We start from the raw sequence: 16,947 nt of genomic DNA on the forward strand, positions 1-16,947 counted from the left end.
GCGCGCCCCGGTCAGCCCTTGCGCAGCCCGGCCAGCACCCGGTCGATGACCTGACCCACCTCACGCCGCGCGTTCGCGGGGTCGGCGGCACGCGCGGTGTACATGCTCGCCTCCGAGATCAGCGAAGCAAGCAGCCGGGCCAGCGGCGGCACCGGCAACTCGTCGATCTCGCCGTTGTCCATCGCCTGCCGCAACCAGGCGGCCAACAGCCCGTGTCCGTGCTCGTCCACGAGCGCGTCCCACGACCCGGGCCCGAGCACCGCCGGCCCGTCCACCAGCACGATCCGCTGAAAGTCCCCGGTCGTGCACACGTCCAGAAACGACTGGAATCCGTGCCGCAGCTGATCCCACGGTTCGCTGGGGTGGTCCTGGGCATGACGCATCTCGTGGGCGACCAGCACTTCGGCCGCCTCCGCCGCGACGTTCTGCATGACCGCGCGAAACAGATCGGCCTTGTCCTTGAAGTGGTGATACAGCGCACCCCGGGTCACCCGGGCCCGGGCCACGATCTCCTCGGTGCCGGTCTGCGCATAACCCTGGGTCGCGAACAGCTCGCGCGCCGCGGCCAGCAGAGCCGCACGCGTGTCCGCGACATGTTGTGCCCGACGCGTGACCGCCATACAACCCCCACGTGACGTACAGCCTGTATGTTTGAAGATGTTGTCATCATCGGGCACACCCGGGCAACGACGCCACGCCGAGTCGAGTTTCTGCGGACGCCGACGCCCCCGGGTTCGGGGATAGAGAGGATGCGACGGTCATGGGCCTGCCGCTGAACCTGGCTGTGAAAATCGGCACTCACCTGGTCAAGCAGAAGATCAAGCGGGTCGACAAGTTCGCGATGATCGTGGAGGTCGAGCCGCTTTTCGCTTGCAACCTCAAGTGCGGCGGGTGCGGCAAGATCCAGCAGCCGCACGATGTGTTGCGCAAGCGCATGTCGGTCGAGCAGGCCGTCGCAGCCGTGGAGGAATGCGGCGCGCCGATGGTGTCGCTGGCCGGCGGCGAGCCGTTGATGCACAAGCAGATCGACCGGATCGTCGAGGAACTGCTCAAGCGCAAGAAGTTCGTGATCATCTGCACCAACGCCGTGCTGCTGCCCAAGCACCTGCACAAGTTCAAGCCGAACAAGAACTTCGCGTGGATGGTGCACATCGACGGTCTGCGCGAGAAGCACGACCAGGCGGTGGACAAGGAAGGCGTCTTCGACGAGGCCGTGGCCGCGGTCAAGATGGCCAAGGCGGCCGGATTCCAGGTCTACACGAACAGCACGTTCTTCAACACGGACTCCCCCGAGAACATCGTCGACGTGCTCAACTTCCTCAACGACGACCTCAAGGTCGACCGGATCCAGATCTCCCCCGCCTACGCCTACGAAAAGGCCCCGGTGCAGAGCCGGTTCCTGGGCGTCGAGCAGACCCGGAAGCTGTTCGCCTCCGCCTTCGCCGGCGGCAACCGCAAGAAGTGGCGGCTCAACCACTCCGCGCTCTTCCTCGACTTCCTGGAGGGCAAGCGCGACTTCGAGTGCACGCCGTGGGCCATCCCGTCCTACTCGCTGCTCGGCTGGCAACAGCCCTGCTACCTGATGGGCGACGGCTACGTGCAGAGCTACCAGGAGTTGCTCACCGACACCGAGTGGGAGAACTACGGGCGCGACAAGGACCCGCGCTGCGACAACTGCATGGCGCACTGCGGCTACGAACCCACCGCCGTCCTGGCCACCATGGGCTCCCTCAAGGAAAGCCTCCGCGCGGTCGTCGCGGGCTGACCGCCCCGGGGTCGACGGACGATGCTCCGTCGACCCCCACGTCCCGATCCCGCCGCAGCCGGATCACCGGCCCGACAAAACCGCGACGGCGCAGTGGCGTCGGCGGAACGCGGTCACGGGTTGCGCTGGGTCAATCCGTAGAAGTTGCCCTCGTTGTCGCGGAAGGTGGCCCACCAGCCCCATTCCTGCTGAGCGGGCTTGTCCGGGAAGTCGATGCCCCTGGCGACCAGTTCCCGATAGGTGCTCTGGAGGTCGTCGCACGTGAACAACACGTTGTTGAGCGAGCCGACCTTCTCCATGTCGAAGCGGTGACTGAACAGGATCAGCGTGATGCTGTCGCCCGGGGCGCGGACCTCGATCCAGCGCGGGCTGCCGGCTTCGCCCATCGGCGTGTCCATGACCTCCTCGAAGCCCATCTTGTCGACCCAGAAGCGCTTCGCCGCGTCCTGGTCGCTGACGTTCAGTGAGACCTTTCCGACCTGCAACATGCGCACTCCCTCGGCAGGCGCCACCGGCCCTCGGCGGCATCACGACCGGTGTTCGACCGGCTCGCCGAACAGTGCCTCCTGACTCACCGTCGCAAACAGCGTGCCCGCAGCGTCGAAGATCCGGCCGTGCACCGTGCCGTGTGCGGCGTGCAGCGTGGTGCCCTCCTGGTCGTAGAGCCACCACCGGTCCGCGCGGAACGGGCGATGGAACCGAATCGAGTGATCCAGGCTGGCCCGGGGAATCCAGCGCCGGCCCAGGGCCGCGGCGTGCGGCAATACCAGCGTGTCCAGGATGCTCAGGTCGGTCGCGTAGGCGACGGCGCACGCGTGCAGCAGCGGGCGATCCGGCAGTTCGCCGTCGGCGCGGCACCACAGCGCGTTGTGTGGTGGTCGCGCGGTGGACGTCTCGTCGGCCCACGTGGGCGGCTCGACGAAGCGCAGGTCCACCGGGTTGCGCCGGACCAACTGCGGCCGGCGCAGCGGGCCGTTCAGCGCATCCAGCCGCTGCGCGAGCGTGGGCAGCGTCGTCGGGTCGGGCACGGCGGGTGCGCTCGGCGCGTGGTCGAACGGCGACTCGGCGCGGGTCACCCGGAAGGACGCGACCAGGTGTACGACGACCTTGTCCGCCTGGAGCACGTCGACCTGACGGTGGCTCAGCGTCCGGCCCTGAAGGGTCCGGGTGACCCGGTGGATCAGCGGCAGCGTGGAATCGGCCGGCCGCAGGAACGACGCGTGCAGCGAATGGGGTACCCGGTCGCCGTCGACGGTGGCCCCGGCGGCGGCAAGCGCCTGCGCGACCAACCAGCCGCCGAAGACTCGAAAGGCGTCCGGATCAGGGCTTTTCCCCTCGTATAGATCGGACTTGAGTCGAGTCGGCTCAACTTCATCGACAAATTGGGTGACGGCGCTGCTCATGACTGCTAGTACAGCAAGGAGAGCCGCGACATCGACAACGAGGGGCACGGTGGGCACGTGGCGTGGGGCGCGGTAAAGGTGCTGAGGGATCGCAACGCGGGGCTGTATCTGAGCGGAGTGGTGATCTCCAGCTTCGGCAGCAGCGCGATGTCTCTCGTGGCCGGGGTTTGGGCCAAGACGCTGACCGGGTCGGACAGCGTGGCGGCGTTGATGGCGCTCGGGGTGTTCGCACCGACCCTGTTCGGCCCGTTGCTCGGCGCGGCCGCGGACCGATGGCCCGCGAAACGACTGCTCCTGGCCGTCAACCTGGTGCTCGCCGCGCTGTTGACCCTCACCCTGACCGTGCGCTCGGACGATCAGGTGTGGATCCTGTTCGTGGTGATGTTCGGCTACGGCATCGGCTTCGTGCTCCTGGACGCCGCCGAGTCGACCGCGCTCACGGCCGGCGTCGCGCCGGGCATCCTGGGCGACCTGAATGGGATGCGGCTCAGCGCAGCCGAGGGAATGAAGCTGATTGCCCCCCTGGCGGGCGCGGGCCTGTTCGCGTGGTCCGGCGGGCACACCGTCGCGCTGTTGGACGCGGGAACGTTCGTCCTCGCCGCCGGTGTCTTCGCGCTGATGCGCTTCGATCAGCCGGTCCGGGCAAAGGCCGAGACCGGGTGGTGGGGGCAGGCCACGGCCGGCATGGGCTATCTGTGGGCGCATCGTCCCCTGCGCCGCCTGGTGCTCTCCGGCGGCCTGGCGATGCTGGTGTCCGGGATCAGCGGCGGTGCGATCTACGCCGTGGTGGACCAGGGACTCGGACGCCCGCCGGCGTTCGTGGGCGTGCTGTACACCGCGCAGGGCGCCGGGTCCGTGGCGGTCGGGCTGTGCGCGGGCACCCTGATCCGCCGGCTCGGCTCGCGCGGGTTCGCGGTGTCGGGCCTGGCGCTGTTCGCGATCGGGGTGGGGCTTCGGGTGGTCGAGTGGCTGCCGGTGGTCGTGGCCGGCAGCGTGGCGATCGGCTTCGGGCTGCCGGCGGTGCACGTGGCGACGATGACCGTGTTGCAGCGGGAGACGCCTGGGCACCTGGTGGGCCGGGTCGCGGCGACCGCGGGGACGATCATGTTCGCACCGACAGCGTTCGCCATCCTCGGCGTCGCGGGTCTGTTGACGGTGCTCGACTACCGGATCATCCTGCTCGGCACCGCGGCTCTGGGCGGCGCGGTCGCGCTGTACTGCGCGGCGGGTCGCGGCGAGCGCGGGCCGGACCGGGAGCCGACTCCGGCGCAGGGTGCGCAGGATTCGCGGCACGTGTGACGCACGCATGTCCTAGGTCGAAGGCGGCTTGCCACCTACGATGATCCGCATGTATGAACCGGCGGAAATCCCGGCTGAGCTGGTTGCCCTTCAGCGGGACCGCGACCACGCGGCCGACGTCGTCACGACGTTCGCGCGCGAGAACCCCGGGCGGCTGGACGCCGAACTGACCCGTCAGTGGTCGGCGGCGGTGCGAGCGGAACGCAACGCCATACACGCACTGCACGCGCATCCGATGATGGTGCTCGGACCTAACCGGTTCAAGATCATGCGCGCACTGCGCGCCGCCGCCAAGCTGACCTGACGACGGCCCGGTCCGAACAGGGGCAAGAGAGCGTCGGACCGGACCATCGAAGGACGTGGGTTACGCGGCCACACCAACAACCGGCGCGGGCACCGCGGACCGGTCCGCGTTCGGCTGCCGGCGTCGGGTGTTCGTGCTCACACCGACAGGCTTCGCTCGAACCGCATGCGGTCCGCGCCGGGACCGTCCAGATCCGCGACCGGGCCGTGCACGGTGAAGCCCATCGCCGTGTGATAGCGGATCGAACCGCTGTTGACCGGGCCGGTGATCGCGCGCACCAGCGTGCGCCCGTCCGCACGTGCGAGGGCGAAGAAGCGCTCGTACAACTCCCGCGCCGTCCCGGATCGACGCAGGTCGGGCCGGACGCCGGCGAAGTGGATGTACGCCTGGTCCGGGTGCGCGGGCGAGAGCAGCCCGATCAGGAAGCCGCCGAGCCCGGCGTCGTCCTCGGCGACCAGGCTGGTCGGATGGAAGTGGTCGAGGAACAGGCGGGGCAGCTTGCCGGTCATCGGCCGGCCCCACCAGGCGTCCAGGACCGCGACGATGGCGTCGTAGTCGTCGGCACGGGCGGTGCGGATCGGCGGTGCGGTCATGCGGTGGCACTCCCGGGGCAGAAGGTCCGACGGTAGTTCTGCGGCGTGGTGCCGCGACGGCGCAGGAAGTGGTGCCGCAGCGTCGCCGCGCTACCGAAGCCCGAGCGCTCGGCGACGGTGTCGATCGGCAGGTCGGTCTGCTCCAGCAGTTCCTGGGCGAGCAACACGCGCTGCGCGGTGAGCCATTCGTAGGGTGTGGTGCCGGTCTCCTGCTGGAACCGGCGGGCGAAGGTACGCGGCGACATCAGCGCGTGTTCGGCCATCTGATCGACCGTCACCTCCCGGGCCAGGCGCTCCTCCATCCACAGGAGGGTGGCCCGGAGCGGGCTGCCGGAGCGCTCGGGCAGCGGCCGGGCGATGTATTGCGCCTGGCCGCCCTCGCGGTGCGGCGGCACGACCATGCGGCGGGCGATCGCGTTGGCCACCCGGGTGCCGTCCTCCAGTCGCACCAGGTGCAGGCACGCGTCGATGCCGGCTGCGGTACCGGCGCTGGTGATCACCCGCCGGTCCTCGACGTAGAGCACGTCCGGTTCGACGACGGCCTTCGGATACAGGCGGGCGAGGCGGTCCGTGTACTTCCAGTGCGACGTGCAGCGCCGGCCGTCGAGCAGGCCTGCCCGGGCCAGCGTGAAGGCGCCCGTGCACACGCTCATGATCCACGCGCCCCTGGCCTCGGCCGCCCGCAGCGCGTCCAGCAGCAGCGGATCGGGCGCCACGTTCTCGTCGTGCTCGGCGGACGCGGGAATCGCGACCAGGTCCGCGTGCGCGACCCGGTCGAGGCCGTGCTCTGCGTACAGGTCGTAGCCGGCCTTGGCGCGGACCCGGCCGGGGGTGACCGCGCACACGGCGAAGTCGTAGACCGGGCAACCCTCCTCGCTCCGGTCGATGCCGAACACCTCGCACAGCACCCCGAGTTCGAAAGGCGCGACCCCGTCCTGAACGATCACGACCACATTGCGCAGCATGCGTCCAGCATGCCGGCAGGCCGGCCGAGATGGCAGGATATTGCGCACATCAGGCAGTCCTGCCACTCGATGTATGCGCAAGCATTTGGCAGTCTTGAGGCATGACAGTTCTGGCGGTTTTCCTGGTGATCACGATGATTCTCGGTGGCCTGTCGGCCCTGGGCCGATCGACCGACACGCGCGATCGGAACAAGACCCGGTCGTGGCACCACTGACCGGCACGCAGGCCCGAAGGCGCTTGGGGCAGAGCACGCTTCGGGTGAACGACCGCGCGCCCGACCCAGGGACATGGGCCGGGCGCGCGGTGTGTTCCGGATCGCACGGGAGTGCGGAACGGGCGGAGCGCTCTTTCGCGGAGCGGCGATCGGGCGGAGCGCTCGATCAGTTGCGGCGCTTGAGTGCCCGCCAGACGAAGAAGATGATGATCGCGACGACGATGATGCCGATGATCCCGAATATGAACTTGCCGGCCTTCTTGAAGAAGCCCTTCTTCTTTTTCTTGGCCTTCTTGGTCGGGTGGCTCTGCTGCGCCGCGGCCCGGTGCGACGCGGTTTGAGCCGAGGTGTCCGCGACCGTCTGCACGCCGGTCGAGGTGAGCGCGGTCGACCCCGCAGCGGACGAGACCTGGCGCACCTGCGCCTGAGCCGGCGCGGACGCGGCCTGCGCGGGCACAGCGGTCAGCACGGCCGCGAACACCGCGAGCAGGATCGGACCGGCGAGACGCCGGAGAAGACGATGAACCATCTGACAAGCCCCCATTTCAACCCGCGGAACGCACGCCTCGCGGTATCGCCATGGCCCCGTGGTGGGCCAATAGGCGCGCGAATCTACCCGACACGCCAGGGACCACGCGCCGGAAACGGTCAAGATTTGGTACCGAGCCGACCCATGCGACACGTGTCAACGACCATTCCGGTACGCTGACGATTCATCAGGTTGTGGCAGCCCGGTTGCCGGTGAGGGGTGACCGGGCTTCCCAATCGTTGCGCCCCGAGTAGCCGCTCCCGCTTGCCGGCCCTCGGCTGCCCCCAAGCGCGCCGAGAAGGCTCCGTGCACGTTTGCCGTCACCATCCGGGCCCCTTCGACGCACCCGCGTCCGGCCGCGCGTCGGGTGGGCCGCCGTGCCGTAAACCGCAGGACCCGCCCCGGTTGTGATCTTGCCCGCTTGGCGTCGTTACGGCCGTCGTGGGCCTCGATTCCTGTGCGGCGTTGGGATATCCCAGGGTGTCATGGCAGACAAGGTGCTTCTCGACTACGACGGACCCATCGCGACGATCACCAACAACAACCCGGACAAGCACAACGCGTTCGACGACGACATGGATCAGCTGCTGTGGCAGATCCTTGGCGAGTTGCGGCAGCGGCCCGAGGTTCGGGCGGTGATCTGGCGTGCGGAGGGCAAGTCCTTCTCCTCCGGGCGTGACGTGTCCTCGATCGGGGGCCACCGGATCGAGCTGACGCACCATCAGTTGATGACGCGCGGGCATCGCGGTGTCCAGCAGTTGTTCGAGTTGGACGCGCCGGTGCTGGTGGCCTGCCAGGGCTGGTCGATCGGCGCGTCCTTCCAGCGCGCGCTGTTGTGCGACATTCGGGTAGCCGCCGAGGGCGCTCGGTTCATGTTGCCGGAGACCACGCACGGGGTGATCCCGGACACCGGCGGCGTGGCTCGGCTGTACCAGATCTGCGGGCCCGGGGTGGCCGCCGACATGGTGCTCACCGGCCGCCCGATGCACGCCGCCGAGGCGTACGCGCACGGCATCGTCTCGCGCGTGGTGCCCACCGCCGAACTGGACGCCACGGTGCGCGAGATGGCCGAGCGGATCGCCGCCGCGCCGGCGGTGACCGTCAAGATGGCCCGGCGTGTACTCGGCCACCTCGCCGAACCCGCCGTGCGCACCTCGATGGCCGAGGAACTGATCGCCCAGACCTTCGTCAACAAGTCGGACGACTACGCCGAGTTCCGCGCCGCCCGCGCCGAACAGCGGCCCGCCCACTACACCGGGAGCTGACCCCCATGACCGAGGCATCCGACGGCATCATCGGCCTGCCCGAACCGCCCGCCCTGGGCGCCGGCGCGCTGCCGGCCGGGACCTACGCGGACCGTACGGTGTTCGTCACCGGCGGCGGCACCGGCCTGGGCAAGGCGATCGCGACCGAGTTCGCCCGACTGGGCGCGAACCTGGTGGTGGCCAGCCGCAAGGAGGACCACCTGGACGCGGCCCGCGAAGCGCTGACCGAGGTGGGCGCGAAGGTGTTCACCGTGGCCTGCGACATCCGCGAGCCCGCCGAGATCGCGGCGGCCTTCGACGCGGCCGTCGACGCGTTCGGGCTCCCGGACGTGCTGATCAACAACGCGGCGGCCAACTTCCCGGTGCCGGCCGAGGAGATGTCCCCCAACGCGTGGCGCACCGTCGTGGACATCACCCTCAACGGCACCTATTTCTGCGCGCGCGAGTTCGCCCGCCGACACCTGGCGGCCGGCACGCCCGGTTCGATCGTCAACATCGGCGCGTCCTACGCCTGGACCGGCGGCCCCGGCTTCGCCCACAGCGCGGCGGCCAAGGCGGGCGTGAAGAACATGGTCGAGACCCTGGCCGTCGAGTGGGGCCCGTACGGGATCCAGGTCAACGGCCTGGTCCCGGGTCTGTTCCCGCACGAGGACATGACCGCCGCCATCAAAGAAAACCTGGCCGGCAAGGACAACCCGGCCGGCATCCACGACAAGGACCCCTGCCAGCCCGCGATGCGCGTCGGCCGACCGCGCGAACTGGGTTGGGCCGCGACCTTCCTGGCCTCGCCCTATGCGCGTTTCATCTCCGGCCACACCCTGGTCGTGGACGGCGCCAACTGGCAGCGCCGCGGCCTGGTCAACCCGCCGGTGGTCACCGTGCGGCAGCAAATGGGCAAGGGCCCGTTCGAGCTGCCGTAGGCCCGCCCTGGTCGGCGCGCGGGCAAACCCCGGCGCTCCGGCTTCCGGCGCTTCCGGCGCTTCCGGCGCTTCCGGCGCTTCCGGCGCTTCCGGCAGGCAAATCGCCATATGGCATAAATCCGTAATATCTGTGCGAAAAAAGGGGCAATACGACGGTCGGGTCGGTCGCGATTTCCTGACGCGTCCGGCCCGATGTCACGTCCGTGCTCTTCGCCGCCCAGTGTCTCGGAGCCCCGCATGTCCGATCGGCGTCTGCCCTTCCGCGCCCGCAGACACGGTGTGAGCGAACCGCCCGAGCCGCCCGAGCGCTCGATGGACCCGCGTGCGGCGGACTCCCCGGAACCGCCGCCGGTCGAGCACAGCCTGATCGACGCGGCAATCTACGTGGACGGGGCACGGGTCGCCTCGCCGAGCACGCTCGCCGAGACCTACCGCGAACTGCACGCCCGACCCGGCGCGATGGCCTGGATCGGGCTCTACCGCCCATCCGAGAGCCAACTCCTTTCCGCCGCCGAGGAGTTCGACCTGCACGCGCTCGCCATCGAGGACGCGATCGTGGCCCACCAGCGGCCCAAGCTCGAACGCTACGGGGAGACGTTGTTCGTGGTGCTGCGCGCGGCCCGCTACCTCGACGACCTCGAGGAGGTCGACTTCGGCGAGCTGCACGTCTTCCTCGGCGCCAACTTCGTGGTCACCGTCCGCCACTCCGAGTCGCCCGACCTGCGCGCCGTCCGCCGCTGGGCCGAGGACCGGCCCGAACTCCTGCGCCAGGGTCCGGAAGCGGTGCTGTACGCGATCCTGGACAGCGTCGTGGACGCCTACGCCCCGGTCGTCGGCGGCCTGCAGAACGACATCGACGAGATCGAGGCGGAGGCATTCCTCGGCGCCCCGAACGTGTCCCGGCGGATCTACGAACTTTCCCGCGAAGTCATCGAGTTCCAGCGCGCGACCCGGCCGCTCCTGCTCATGCTCACCGACCTGTCCACCGGCTTCGACAAGTACCACGTGGACCAGGAGCTGCGCCGCTACCTGCGCGACGTCCAAGACCACGCGACGATCGCCGTGGAACGCGTGGCCGGCTTCCGACAATTGCTCGAAGGCATCATGCGCGTCAACGCGATCGTGGTGACCCAGGCCCAGAACGAGGAGATGAAGCAGCTCACCGCCGCCAGCAACGCGCAGAACGAGGAGGTCAAGAAGATCTCCGCGTACGCCGCCATCCTGTTCGCACCGACCCTGATCGGCACCGTGTACGGGATGAATTTCGACGACATGCCCGAACTGCACTGGACACTCGGCTACCCCTTCGCGGTCGGCCTGATGGTTTTGGTCTGCGTGGTCCTCTATCTCATCTTCAAACGCCGGAACTGGCTCTGAGCAAAACGCCGGAGCCAGGTACCTGTCGTGTTCTGTCAGGTATCCGGTCCAGGATCGTTTTCGCAGGAAGACGCACCCGAATCAGCACCGGAGGAGCACCACCATGGCGCACATTGTTCTCATTCCCGGCTATTGGCTCGGCGCATGGGCGTGGGACCGGGTCGCCGAACCGCTGCGGGCCGCCGGCCACGACGTGCTCGCGGTGACGCTGCCGGGCCTGGCGGACGAGGCCGCCGACGTCACCGGAATCGACCTCGCGGCGCAGACCGACGCCCTGGTCGAGGAGATCACCTCGCGCGGCCTCACCGACGTGGTCCTGGCCGCCCACTCCGGCGGCGCGTTCACCGCCTACGAGGCACTGGGTCGGATCCCGGACCGAATCGCCCGGATCGTCTATGTGGACTCCGGCCCGGTGTCCGAGGGGGTCTCGCTCCTGGACCTGACCGAGCCCGCCGAGCGGGCCCGGATCGAGGCCGAGGTGGCCGAGCGCGGCGACGGCCGATACACCTACCCGTGGGATCCGACACTGGCGGCCGAGATGCTCGACGGACTCACCCCCGCCGATCTCGAGACGCTGCGCACCCGCGCGGTGGCGCAGCCGTACGCGGTGGCGGCCAGTGGCGAGCAGGTCGGCGACCCGGCCCGGCTCAAGGTGCCCGCGCACATGATCACGTGCCTGTTCCCGGCCGAGCAGGTCGAGGCCATGATCGCGCAGAAACACCCGTTCATGGCCGAGTTCGCGCTGGCCGAGGACAGGAGCGTGCACGGCCTGCCGACCGGCCACTGGCCGATGTTCTCCCGCCCCGAGGAACTGGCCCGGTTGTTGTCGGACATCGCTGCTTGATTCATACGCGAAGCCGGCCGACCGGTATGCGGGGGTGGGCCCAGCCCCACCCCCGCGTGGGGTGCCTCCCCAGTGACCTGCTCGGTCGCTGCCCGACACACTGGTGCCACCAGCAGTGCACGGCACATCCACGGGAGGACCCCTATGAGCACGCTCACGCCGCAAAGCGCCGATCCGCCGGCGAGGGGTTGGCGGTTCGGTCGGGCGCTGTTGTCCGCCTGGCGTGGCTTCGTGCTGGTCTTCCTCTCCGTACCGACCCTCGCGCTGTTCATCACCTGCATCGTGTTCATGGCACTCGTACCGCTCGGCGTCGGCCTGCTGTTCTTCTTTCCGCTGGTACTGCTGCTGCGCGCCACCGCCAACCTGACCCGCACCGCGATGGACTCGTGGTCCGGCGTCCCGATCGCGATCCCCTACCGGCGGCTGCCGCAGGGCAAGGGCATAACCGGGTTGTGGCAGCGCACCCGGCAGACCGTCACCGAGGGGGCCACCTGGCGGGACCTGCTGTGGGCACTGTTGTACCTGCCGTCGAGCCTGCTGCTCGCGTGCTTCCCGATGATGCTGATCATGAACGGCCTGCACGGCGTGCTGATGCCCTTCCTGTGGGAGGTGGCCTACCGACACGTCGACCCGCAGTGGTACACGTTCATCAAGGTGGACAGCTCGCAACGGGCCGGTCTCGCGATGCCGTGGGGCCTGTTCCAGATGATCGCCGGCCTGGCCATGGCCCCCTGGTTCGCCCGGGTCAACGCGCTGTGGAACCGATCCCTGCTCGCCCCCACCAAGGAGGCCGAGTTGGCGCTGCGGGTCCAGCACCTGACCGAGAGCCGGACCGACGCCGTGGACGCCTCGGCGGCCGAACTGCGCCGGATCGAGCGCGACCTGCACGACGGCGCGCAGGCCCGCCTGGTCGCGATGGGCATGAACCTGGGCGCCGCGGAGGCGCTGCTGAGCACCGACCCGGAGGCGGCCCGCACGCTGCTCGCCGAGACCCGCGCCGCCTCCGCCAAGGCCCTGCACGAACTGCGCGACCTGGTCCGGGGCATCCACCCGCCGGTGCTCTCCGACCGCGGTCTGGGCGACGCGGTGCGCGCGGTGGCCCTGGAGAGCCCGCTCGACGTCAACGTCAACGTCACGCTGCCCGCCCGGCCCGAACTCCCGCTGGAATCCGCCGCCTACTTCGCGGTCACCGAGGTGCTCACCAACGCGGCCAAGCACTCCGGCGGACAGCACGTCGAGATCGATCTGACCTACGTGGACGGCAAGTTGCGGATCACCGTCACCGACGACGGCGTCGGCGGTGCCGACCTGATGAAGGGCACCGGTCTGCGCGGCATCGAACGGCGACTCGATACATTCGACGGAACGCTCGCCCTGCACTCCCCCGAGGGCGGCCCGACGACTGTGATCATGGAGTTGCCGTGCGACTTGTCCTCGCGGAAGACCTCGCCCTCCTGAGGGACGGGCTCGTCCGCCTGCTCCAGGCCCACGGCTTCGAGATCGTCGCCGCCGTGGACAACGGCCCGGAATTGCTCCGGGCCCTGGTGGAACACAAGCCGGACGTCGCGGTCGTCGACGTCCGGCTTCCGCCGACCTTCACCGACGAGGGCCTCCAAGCCGCCCTGGAGGCCCGTCGGCGTGTTCCGGGGCTGCCGATCCTGGTGCTGTCGCAGTACGTGGAGCAGTTGTACGCCCGCGAGTTGCTCGCGGACGGCACCGGTGCGGTCGGCTACCTGCTCAAGGACCGGGTGTTCGACACGGACGAGTTCGTGGACGCGGTCCGCCGGGTCGCGTCGGGGGGCACCGCGATGGACCCCGAGGTGATCTCGAAACTGCTCGCCCGCAACGTGCGGGACAAACCGTTGGCGCAGCTGACGCCGCGGGAGCGCGAGGTGCTGGAGTTGATGGCCGAGGGTTGTTCGAACGCGGCCATCGCGGGGCGGCTGTTCGTCTCGGAGGGTGCGGTGAGCAAGCACACCACGAACATCTTCGCGAAGTTGTCGATCAACACGTCGGACGAGACGAATCGGCGCGTGCTCGCGGTGCTGGCCTATCTCAACGGGAGCAACTGACACGGAGGCGACGGAGCCTCGATCAGGGAAATTCCGGACGAATGCGACCGGGTGAAGCCGTCGACCACACGGCGGTCGGGTGGGATCGCTCTCACCGCGGACGGCCGGGTTGGGCCACCGCGCGGATGCTCACGAACCGGTGGTCAGCCGCAACAACCGATCCCGTTCCTCCTCCACGATGCGCTGGGCGCGCAGCACGACGGCCTCGGGCACGCCGTCCGGCAGTTCTCCGAAATCGCGGAAGCGGCGGAGGTCGCGTGGACGAACGCCGGTGATGTCGTAGGCCTTCAACGCGGCGAGCGACACGGCGTAGTCGTCGAGTGTGCGAGGCATGGTCTCCTTCTCGCGCGCTGGGAGGTGCGATGCGGGCACCTCGGGCGAGCCGGCGTCGGCCGGATCAGGGCTGCTGTCGTACACGCTGCCCCCGTCTGATGTTGTCAACGTCATTGCGGCGGTGCAGGTTCCCGGTACCAATCTTCCGGACGGGAAGGCGTGGGTCGCTCCCCCGTACGGATGAACTTCGCGACGCCTTCCGCAGGAGGCGTTGCACTTGTGTACTCCCCTCGCCGCAGCGCACGGGTCGCACGCACTCGACGGAGGCTGATCACCACACGGTGTTCGAGGAAGCACAGATTGTCATGACGCGGGGCACAAAGCCAAGCATCTTTTGCTACCGGTTCGAATCCGACGCCTTTCGCACGCTTCCGCGCCCGGGCCCGGGGAACAAGCGCGCGCGATGATACGTTCGGCGTGGTAAGTGTTTTGACCCTGAATTACCCGTTGAGCAAGTCGAGCAAGGAGCGTGCGTGTCCGCCCAAGAGACGGACCCCCCTAGTACCGGTCCCTCCCGAGACTGTGATCGAAGCCGCGACGTCCGGGAGGCGGTCTCATGACCGCGGCTCTGGGCATAGCCGCGATCGTCGTGCTGACCCTCGGTACCGGTTTCTTCGTCGCCCAGGAGTTCGCCTACGTGGCGGCCGATCGGAGCCTGCTGCGCCGCCGTGCCGAATCCGGCGACAAGGCCGCTGCGCGGGCGATGACCGTGATGGGGCGACTTTCGTTCATGCTGTCCGGCGCCCAGCTGGGCATCACCGTGACGGCCCTGCTGGTCGGCTTCATCGCCGAACCCGCGCTCGCGGCGGTGATCTCCCCCCTCCTGGACCTGATCGCCGTCCCCGACGGCGTGGTCCCGGTGATCTCGCTGATCCTCGGCTTCGCGGTCGCCACCGCGATCCAGATGGTGCTCGGAGAGCTGGTCCCCAAGAACTGGGGCATCGCCGAACCCGAGCGGGTGGCGATCCTGCTCGGCCGACCCACGCTGGTCTACCTCAAGGTCGCCGGCCCGCTGATCCGCCTCTTCGACACGCTGGCCAACCGCATCGTGCGAGCGATCGGCATCGAGCCGGTCGAGGAGCTGCACGGCGGAGCCACCACCGAGGAACTCGCGCACATCGTCGACGAGGCCGGCCGGGACGGCGACCTCGACCCCGCCCTGTCCGGGATCCTGCGCCGCGCGATCGCCTTCGGCGACCTGACCGTGGACCAGGTGATGGTTCCGCGCCCGGACGTGGTCCGGGTGCGGGCCGAGACCACCGCCGCCGAGTTGATCGAGTTGGTCGCCGAGTGCGGCCACTCGCACTATCCGGTGGTCGGTGAGCGGGTGGACGACGTGCTGGGCGTGGTCGGCGTGGCCTGCCTCTTGGAGGTGGCGCCCGAGGACGCCGCGCACGTGACCGCCGGGTCGATCGCGCGCCCGGCGCTGCTCGTCCCGGACACCGCCGGGCTGGCCTCGCTGCTCGAACAGCTGCGGGCCGCCCACGAGGAGTTCGCGGTCGTGCTGGACGAGCACGGCGGCCTGGCTGGAATCGTCACCTACGAGGACGTGGCCGAGGAGCTGGTCGGCGAGATCGCCGACGAGAGCGACGACGAGGACCCCGTCGACACCGAGCCCGAGGACGGCTGGTGGCGGCTGGACGCGGGGCTGCGCGTGGACGAGACCGAGCGGATCGTCGGCGCGGAGCTGCCGGACGGCCCGTACGACACGCTCGGTGGCCTGGTCATCGCGCACCTGGGCCGACTGCCCGAGGTGGGCGACCGGATCAGGGTGCCCGACCCCGACGAGGTGCGTGCCGGGCGCGCGGCCGACGAGGACGACGAGCCGATCCGCTACACCGAGATCGAGGTGCTCGAGGTCGAGCGGCACGTGCCGGCGCTGGTCCGGATCCGGGTGCTGACCTCGGCTCCCGCGTTCCCCCGGAACGCTTCCGAATGGAGTGCCGAGGGGCGCTCCAAACGCAACACAGAGGTGACCGCATGACCCCGTCCCTGGCCTCCGGTGGTGGCCTGGGCTCGCTGGACCTCGGCCTGTGGCCGGCGCTGGCCGTCACGATCGCGCTGCTCGTGGGCAACGCGTTCTTCGTCGCCGCCGAGTTCGCGATGGTGGCCGCGCGCCGCCACCGCCTGGAGGCGCTGGTCGCCGAGCGCAAGCGTGGCGCGAAGTCGGCACTGGCCGGCGTGCGTGAGCTGTCGCTGATGCTGGCCGGTGCCCAACTCGGCATCACCATGTGTTCGCTGGGCCTGGGCATCGTCTCCGAGCCGGCCATCGCGACCATGCTCAACCCGCTGTTCGACGCGGTCGGCATGCCGGCCGCGGCGGGGCACGCGGTGGCGTTCACGATCGCGCTGGTGGTCGTGGTGATCCTGCACATGGTGCTGGGCGAGATGGCGCCCAAGTCGTGGGCGATCGCCGGCCCCGAGAAGGTCGCGCTCGTGCTCGCGCCGTCCTTCCGCGGCTACACCCGGGTGGTGCGGCCGCTGCTGCTGGCGATGAACGGGGTCAGCAACGCGATCCTGCGACTGGCCGGGGTCGACCCCAAGGACGAGTTGTCCCACCCCAAGGACGCCGAGGGGTTGCGCCGCCTGGTCGGTGAGTCCCGCCGGCTCGGCCTGATCGACGGCTCGTCGCACGACGTGCTCTCCGGCACGCTGCGCACGCACACCGAAGCGCTGGCCCGACTGGTCGTGCCGACCGCCGAGATCGACTCGGTGCCGGCCGACGCGGGGCCGGACGAGATCGTCGCGATGTCCCGGCGCAACGGCCGCAACCGGCTGCTGGTGCGGAGCGAGGACGGCACGCTGTTCGGCGTCGTGCACATCCGCAAGGTGCTTACGTCGCGCACCCAGAGCTCCGGCAACACCGCCGGCGAGCTGGCCACCTCGGTACTCACCCTGGGTGTGGACACCCCGATCCAGCGCGCCGTGGCCGCCCTCCAGGAACGCCGCGCGTCGCTGGCCCTGGTGCACGCCGCCGACGGCAGCCTGCTGGGGCTGGTCGGCCTCGACGACCTCCTCGGCAGCGTCCTGGGCGCGAGTGCGGCGTAACGCATGAGGCGCGAG

At 69.5% G+C, this 16,947-nt stretch carries 18 protein-coding genes; 11 read left to right on the forward strand and 7 right to left on the reverse strand.

What is annotated here, in order from left to right; genetic code table 11:
• Window positions 1–11: 11 nt before the first annotated feature.
• Window positions 12–620: a TetR/AcrR family transcriptional regulator gene (locus ABZS54_RS22975; protein ID WP_355539041.1), complete on the reverse strand. Its 609-nt coding sequence runs from the start codon at window positions 618–620 to the stop codon at window positions 12–14.
• 140 nt (window positions 621–760) lie between these two features.
• Between ABZS54_RS22975 and hpnH the strand changes: the two genes are divergently transcribed.
• On the forward strand, window positions 761–1,765 hold the full coding sequence (gene hpnH, locus ABZS54_RS22980) for an adenosyl-hopene transferase HpnH (RefSeq protein WP_355539044.1): 1,005 nt from the start codon (window positions 761–763) through the stop codon (window positions 1,763–1,765).
• A gap of 113 nt (window positions 1,766–1,878) precedes the next feature.
• On the opposite strand, the gene ABZS54_RS22985 is transcribed toward hpnH, so the two are convergent.
• Window positions 1,879–2,253 (reverse strand): VOC family protein, encoded by a 375-nt coding sequence (locus ABZS54_RS22985; RefSeq protein WP_355539047.1) that lies wholly within the window; start codon window positions 2,251–2,253, stop codon window positions 1,879–1,881.
• Window positions 2,254–2,292: 39 nt separating this feature from the next.
• Window positions 2,293–3,168 carry an acyl-CoA thioesterase domain-containing protein gene (locus ABZS54_RS22990; protein WP_355539050.1) on the reverse strand — a complete coding sequence of 292 codons (876 nt, stop codon included), beginning with the start codon at window positions 3,166–3,168 and terminating at the stop codon, window positions 2,293–2,295.
• Window positions 3,169–3,225: 57 nt separating this feature from the next.
• Here ABZS54_RS22990 and ABZS54_RS22995 point away from each other — a divergent pair, with 57 nt between their 5' ends.
• The gene (locus tag ABZS54_RS22995) at window positions 3,226–4,467 is read left to right on the forward strand and encodes an MFS transporter (RefSeq protein ID WP_355539053.1); all 1,242 of its coding nucleotides are present in this window, start codon (window positions 3,226–3,228) and stop codon (window positions 4,465–4,467) included.
• 49 nt (window positions 4,468–4,516) lie between these two features.
• A complete protein-coding gene (locus tag ABZS54_RS23000; RefSeq protein WP_158695782.1) occupies window positions 4,517–4,771 on the forward strand; it encodes a hypothetical protein in 255 nt (84 codons plus the stop codon).
• Between the two features lie 137 nt (window positions 4,772–4,908).
• Here the strand turns inward: ABZS54_RS23000 and ABZS54_RS23005 are convergent, their stop codons facing one another.
• From ABZS54_RS23005 to ABZS54_RS23015, 3 genes are all read right to left on the reverse strand, one after another.
• Entirely contained in the window at window positions 4,909–5,364 is a 456-nt protein-coding gene (locus ABZS54_RS23005; RefSeq protein ID WP_355539057.1) for a GNAT family N-acetyltransferase, read from the reverse strand.
• Window positions 5,361–6,329, reverse strand: coding sequence for a helix-turn-helix domain-containing protein (locus ABZS54_RS23010; RefSeq protein WP_355539060.1), 969 nt, complete (start codon window positions 6,327–6,329; stop codon window positions 5,361–5,363). Before ABZS54_RS23010 ends, ABZS54_RS23005 begins: the two co-directional genes overlap by 4 nt.
• Window positions 6,330–6,710: 381 nt before the next feature.
• Complete coding sequence (locus tag ABZS54_RS23015; RefSeq protein ID WP_355539063.1) at window positions 6,711–7,025, reverse strand: hypothetical protein; 315 nt, start codon at window positions 7,023–7,025, stop codon at window positions 6,711–6,713.
• Window positions 7,026–7,558: 533 nt separating this feature from the next.
• Between ABZS54_RS23015 and ABZS54_RS23020 the strand changes: the two genes are divergently transcribed.
• The 6 genes from ABZS54_RS23020 (at window position 7,559) to ABZS54_RS23045 (ending at window position 13,551) form a co-directional block, all read left to right on the forward strand.
• Window positions 7,559–8,338: an enoyl-CoA hydratase/isomerase family protein gene (locus ABZS54_RS23020; protein ID WP_355539066.1), complete on the forward strand. Its 780-nt coding sequence runs from the start codon at window positions 7,559–7,561 to the stop codon at window positions 8,336–8,338.
• 5 nt (window positions 8,339–8,343) lie between these two features.
• Entirely contained in the window at window positions 8,344–9,258 is a 915-nt protein-coding gene (locus ABZS54_RS23025) for an SDR family oxidoreductase (protein WP_355539068.1), read from the forward strand.
• Between the two features lie 237 nt (window positions 9,259–9,495).
• On the forward strand, window positions 9,496–10,635 hold the full coding sequence (locus tag ABZS54_RS23030; protein ID WP_355539071.1) for a magnesium and cobalt transport protein CorA: 1,140 nt from the start codon (window positions 9,496–9,498) through the stop codon (window positions 10,633–10,635).
• Window positions 10,636–10,738: 103 nt separating this feature from the next.
• The gene (locus ABZS54_RS23035; RefSeq protein WP_355539074.1) at window positions 10,739–11,479 is read left to right on the forward strand and encodes an alpha/beta hydrolase; all 741 of its coding nucleotides are present in this window, start codon (window positions 10,739–10,741) and stop codon (window positions 11,477–11,479) included.
• Window positions 11,480–11,623: 144 nt separating this feature from the next.
• Window positions 11,624–12,937: a sensor domain-containing protein gene (locus tag ABZS54_RS23040; RefSeq protein WP_355539077.1), complete on the forward strand. Its 1,314-nt coding sequence runs from the start codon at window positions 11,624–11,626 to the stop codon at window positions 12,935–12,937.
• Complete coding sequence (locus tag ABZS54_RS23045; RefSeq protein ID WP_355539079.1) at window positions 12,901–13,551, forward strand: response regulator transcription factor; 651 nt, start codon at window positions 12,901–12,903, stop codon at window positions 13,549–13,551. Before ABZS54_RS23040 ends, ABZS54_RS23045 begins: the two co-directional genes overlap by 37 nt.
• A gap of 129 nt (window positions 13,552–13,680) precedes the next feature.
• Here ABZS54_RS23045 and ABZS54_RS23050 read toward each other — a convergent pair whose 3' ends face one another.
• Window positions 13,681–13,884, reverse strand: a complete 204-nt coding sequence (locus tag ABZS54_RS23050) for a hypothetical protein (RefSeq protein WP_158695784.1) — start codon at window positions 13,882–13,884, stop codon at window positions 13,681–13,683.
• Between the two features lie 556 nt (window positions 13,885–14,440).
• Between ABZS54_RS23050 and ABZS54_RS23055 the strand changes: the two genes are divergently transcribed.
• On the forward strand, window positions 14,441–15,868 hold the full coding sequence (locus ABZS54_RS23055) for a hemolysin family protein (protein WP_355539082.1): 1,428 nt from the start codon (window positions 14,441–14,443) through the stop codon (window positions 15,866–15,868).
• Window positions 15,865–16,932 carry a CNNM domain-containing protein gene (locus ABZS54_RS23060; protein WP_355539085.1) on the forward strand — a complete coding sequence of 356 codons (1,068 nt, stop codon included), beginning with the start codon at window positions 15,865–15,867 and terminating at the stop codon, window positions 16,930–16,932. Before ABZS54_RS23055 ends, ABZS54_RS23060 begins: the two co-directional genes overlap by 4 nt.
• The last annotated feature ends 15 nt before the right edge of the window (window positions 16,933–16,947 follow it).

It is taken from the genome of Embleya sp. NPDC005575, assembly GCF_040605455.1.
Taxonomy (GTDB): domain Bacteria; phylum Actinomycetota; class Actinomycetes; order Streptomycetales; family Streptomycetaceae; genus Embleya.

What these genes read in the sequence shown, in the direction of transcription:
- ABZS54_RS23050 (WP_158695784.1), bottom strand. Translation starts at nt 13,884, where the DNA reads ATGCCTCGCACACTCGACGACTACGCCGTGTCGCTCGCCGCGTTGAAG.
- ABZS54_RS23055 (WP_355539082.1), top strand. Translation starts at nt 14,441, where the DNA reads ATGACCGCGGCTCTGGGCATAGCCGCGATCGTCGTGCTGACCCTCGGT.
- ABZS54_RS23025 (WP_355539068.1), top strand. Translation starts at nt 8,344, where the DNA reads ATGACCGAGGCATCCGACGGCATCATCGGCCTGCCCGAACCGCCCGCC.
- ABZS54_RS23000 (WP_158695782.1), top strand. Translation starts at nt 4,517, where the DNA reads ATGTATGAACCGGCGGAAATCCCGGCTGAGCTGGTTGCCCTTCAGCGG.
- ABZS54_RS23060 (WP_355539085.1), top strand. Translation starts at nt 15,865, where the DNA reads ATGACCCCGTCCCTGGCCTCCGGTGGTGGCCTGGGCTCGCTGGACCTC.
- ABZS54_RS23040 (WP_355539077.1), top strand. Translation starts at nt 11,624, where the DNA reads ATGAGCACGCTCACGCCGCAAAGCGCCGATCCGCCGGCGAGGGGTTGG.
- ABZS54_RS23030 (WP_355539071.1), top strand. Translation starts at nt 9,496, where the DNA reads ATGTCCGATCGGCGTCTGCCCTTCCGCGCCCGCAGACACGGTGTGAGC.
- ABZS54_RS23005 (WP_355539057.1), bottom strand. Translation starts at nt 5,364, where the DNA reads ATGACCGCACCGCCGATCCGCACCGCCCGTGCCGACGACTACGACGCC.
- ABZS54_RS22985 (WP_355539047.1), bottom strand. Translation starts at nt 2,253, where the DNA reads ATGTTGCAGGTCGGAAAGGTCTCACTGAACGTCAGCGACCAGGACGCG.
- ABZS54_RS23035 (WP_355539074.1), top strand. Translation starts at nt 10,739, where the DNA reads ATGGCGCACATTGTTCTCATTCCCGGCTATTGGCTCGGCGCATGGGCG.
- hpnH (WP_355539044.1), top strand. Translation starts at nt 761, where the DNA reads ATGGGCCTGCCGCTGAACCTGGCTGTGAAAATCGGCACTCACCTGGTC.
- ABZS54_RS22975 (WP_355539041.1), bottom strand. Translation starts at nt 620, where the DNA reads ATGGCGGTCACGCGTCGGGCACAACATGTCGCGGACACGCGTGCGGCT.
- ABZS54_RS23010 (WP_355539060.1), bottom strand. Translation starts at nt 6,329, where the DNA reads ATGCTGCGCAATGTGGTCGTGATCGTTCAGGACGGGGTCGCGCCTTTC.
- ABZS54_RS22990 (WP_355539050.1), bottom strand. Translation starts at nt 3,168, where the DNA reads ATGAGCAGCGCCGTCACCCAATTTGTCGATGAAGTTGAGCCGACTCGA.
- ABZS54_RS23020 (WP_355539066.1), top strand. Translation starts at nt 7,559, where the DNA reads ATGGCAGACAAGGTGCTTCTCGACTACGACGGACCCATCGCGACGATC.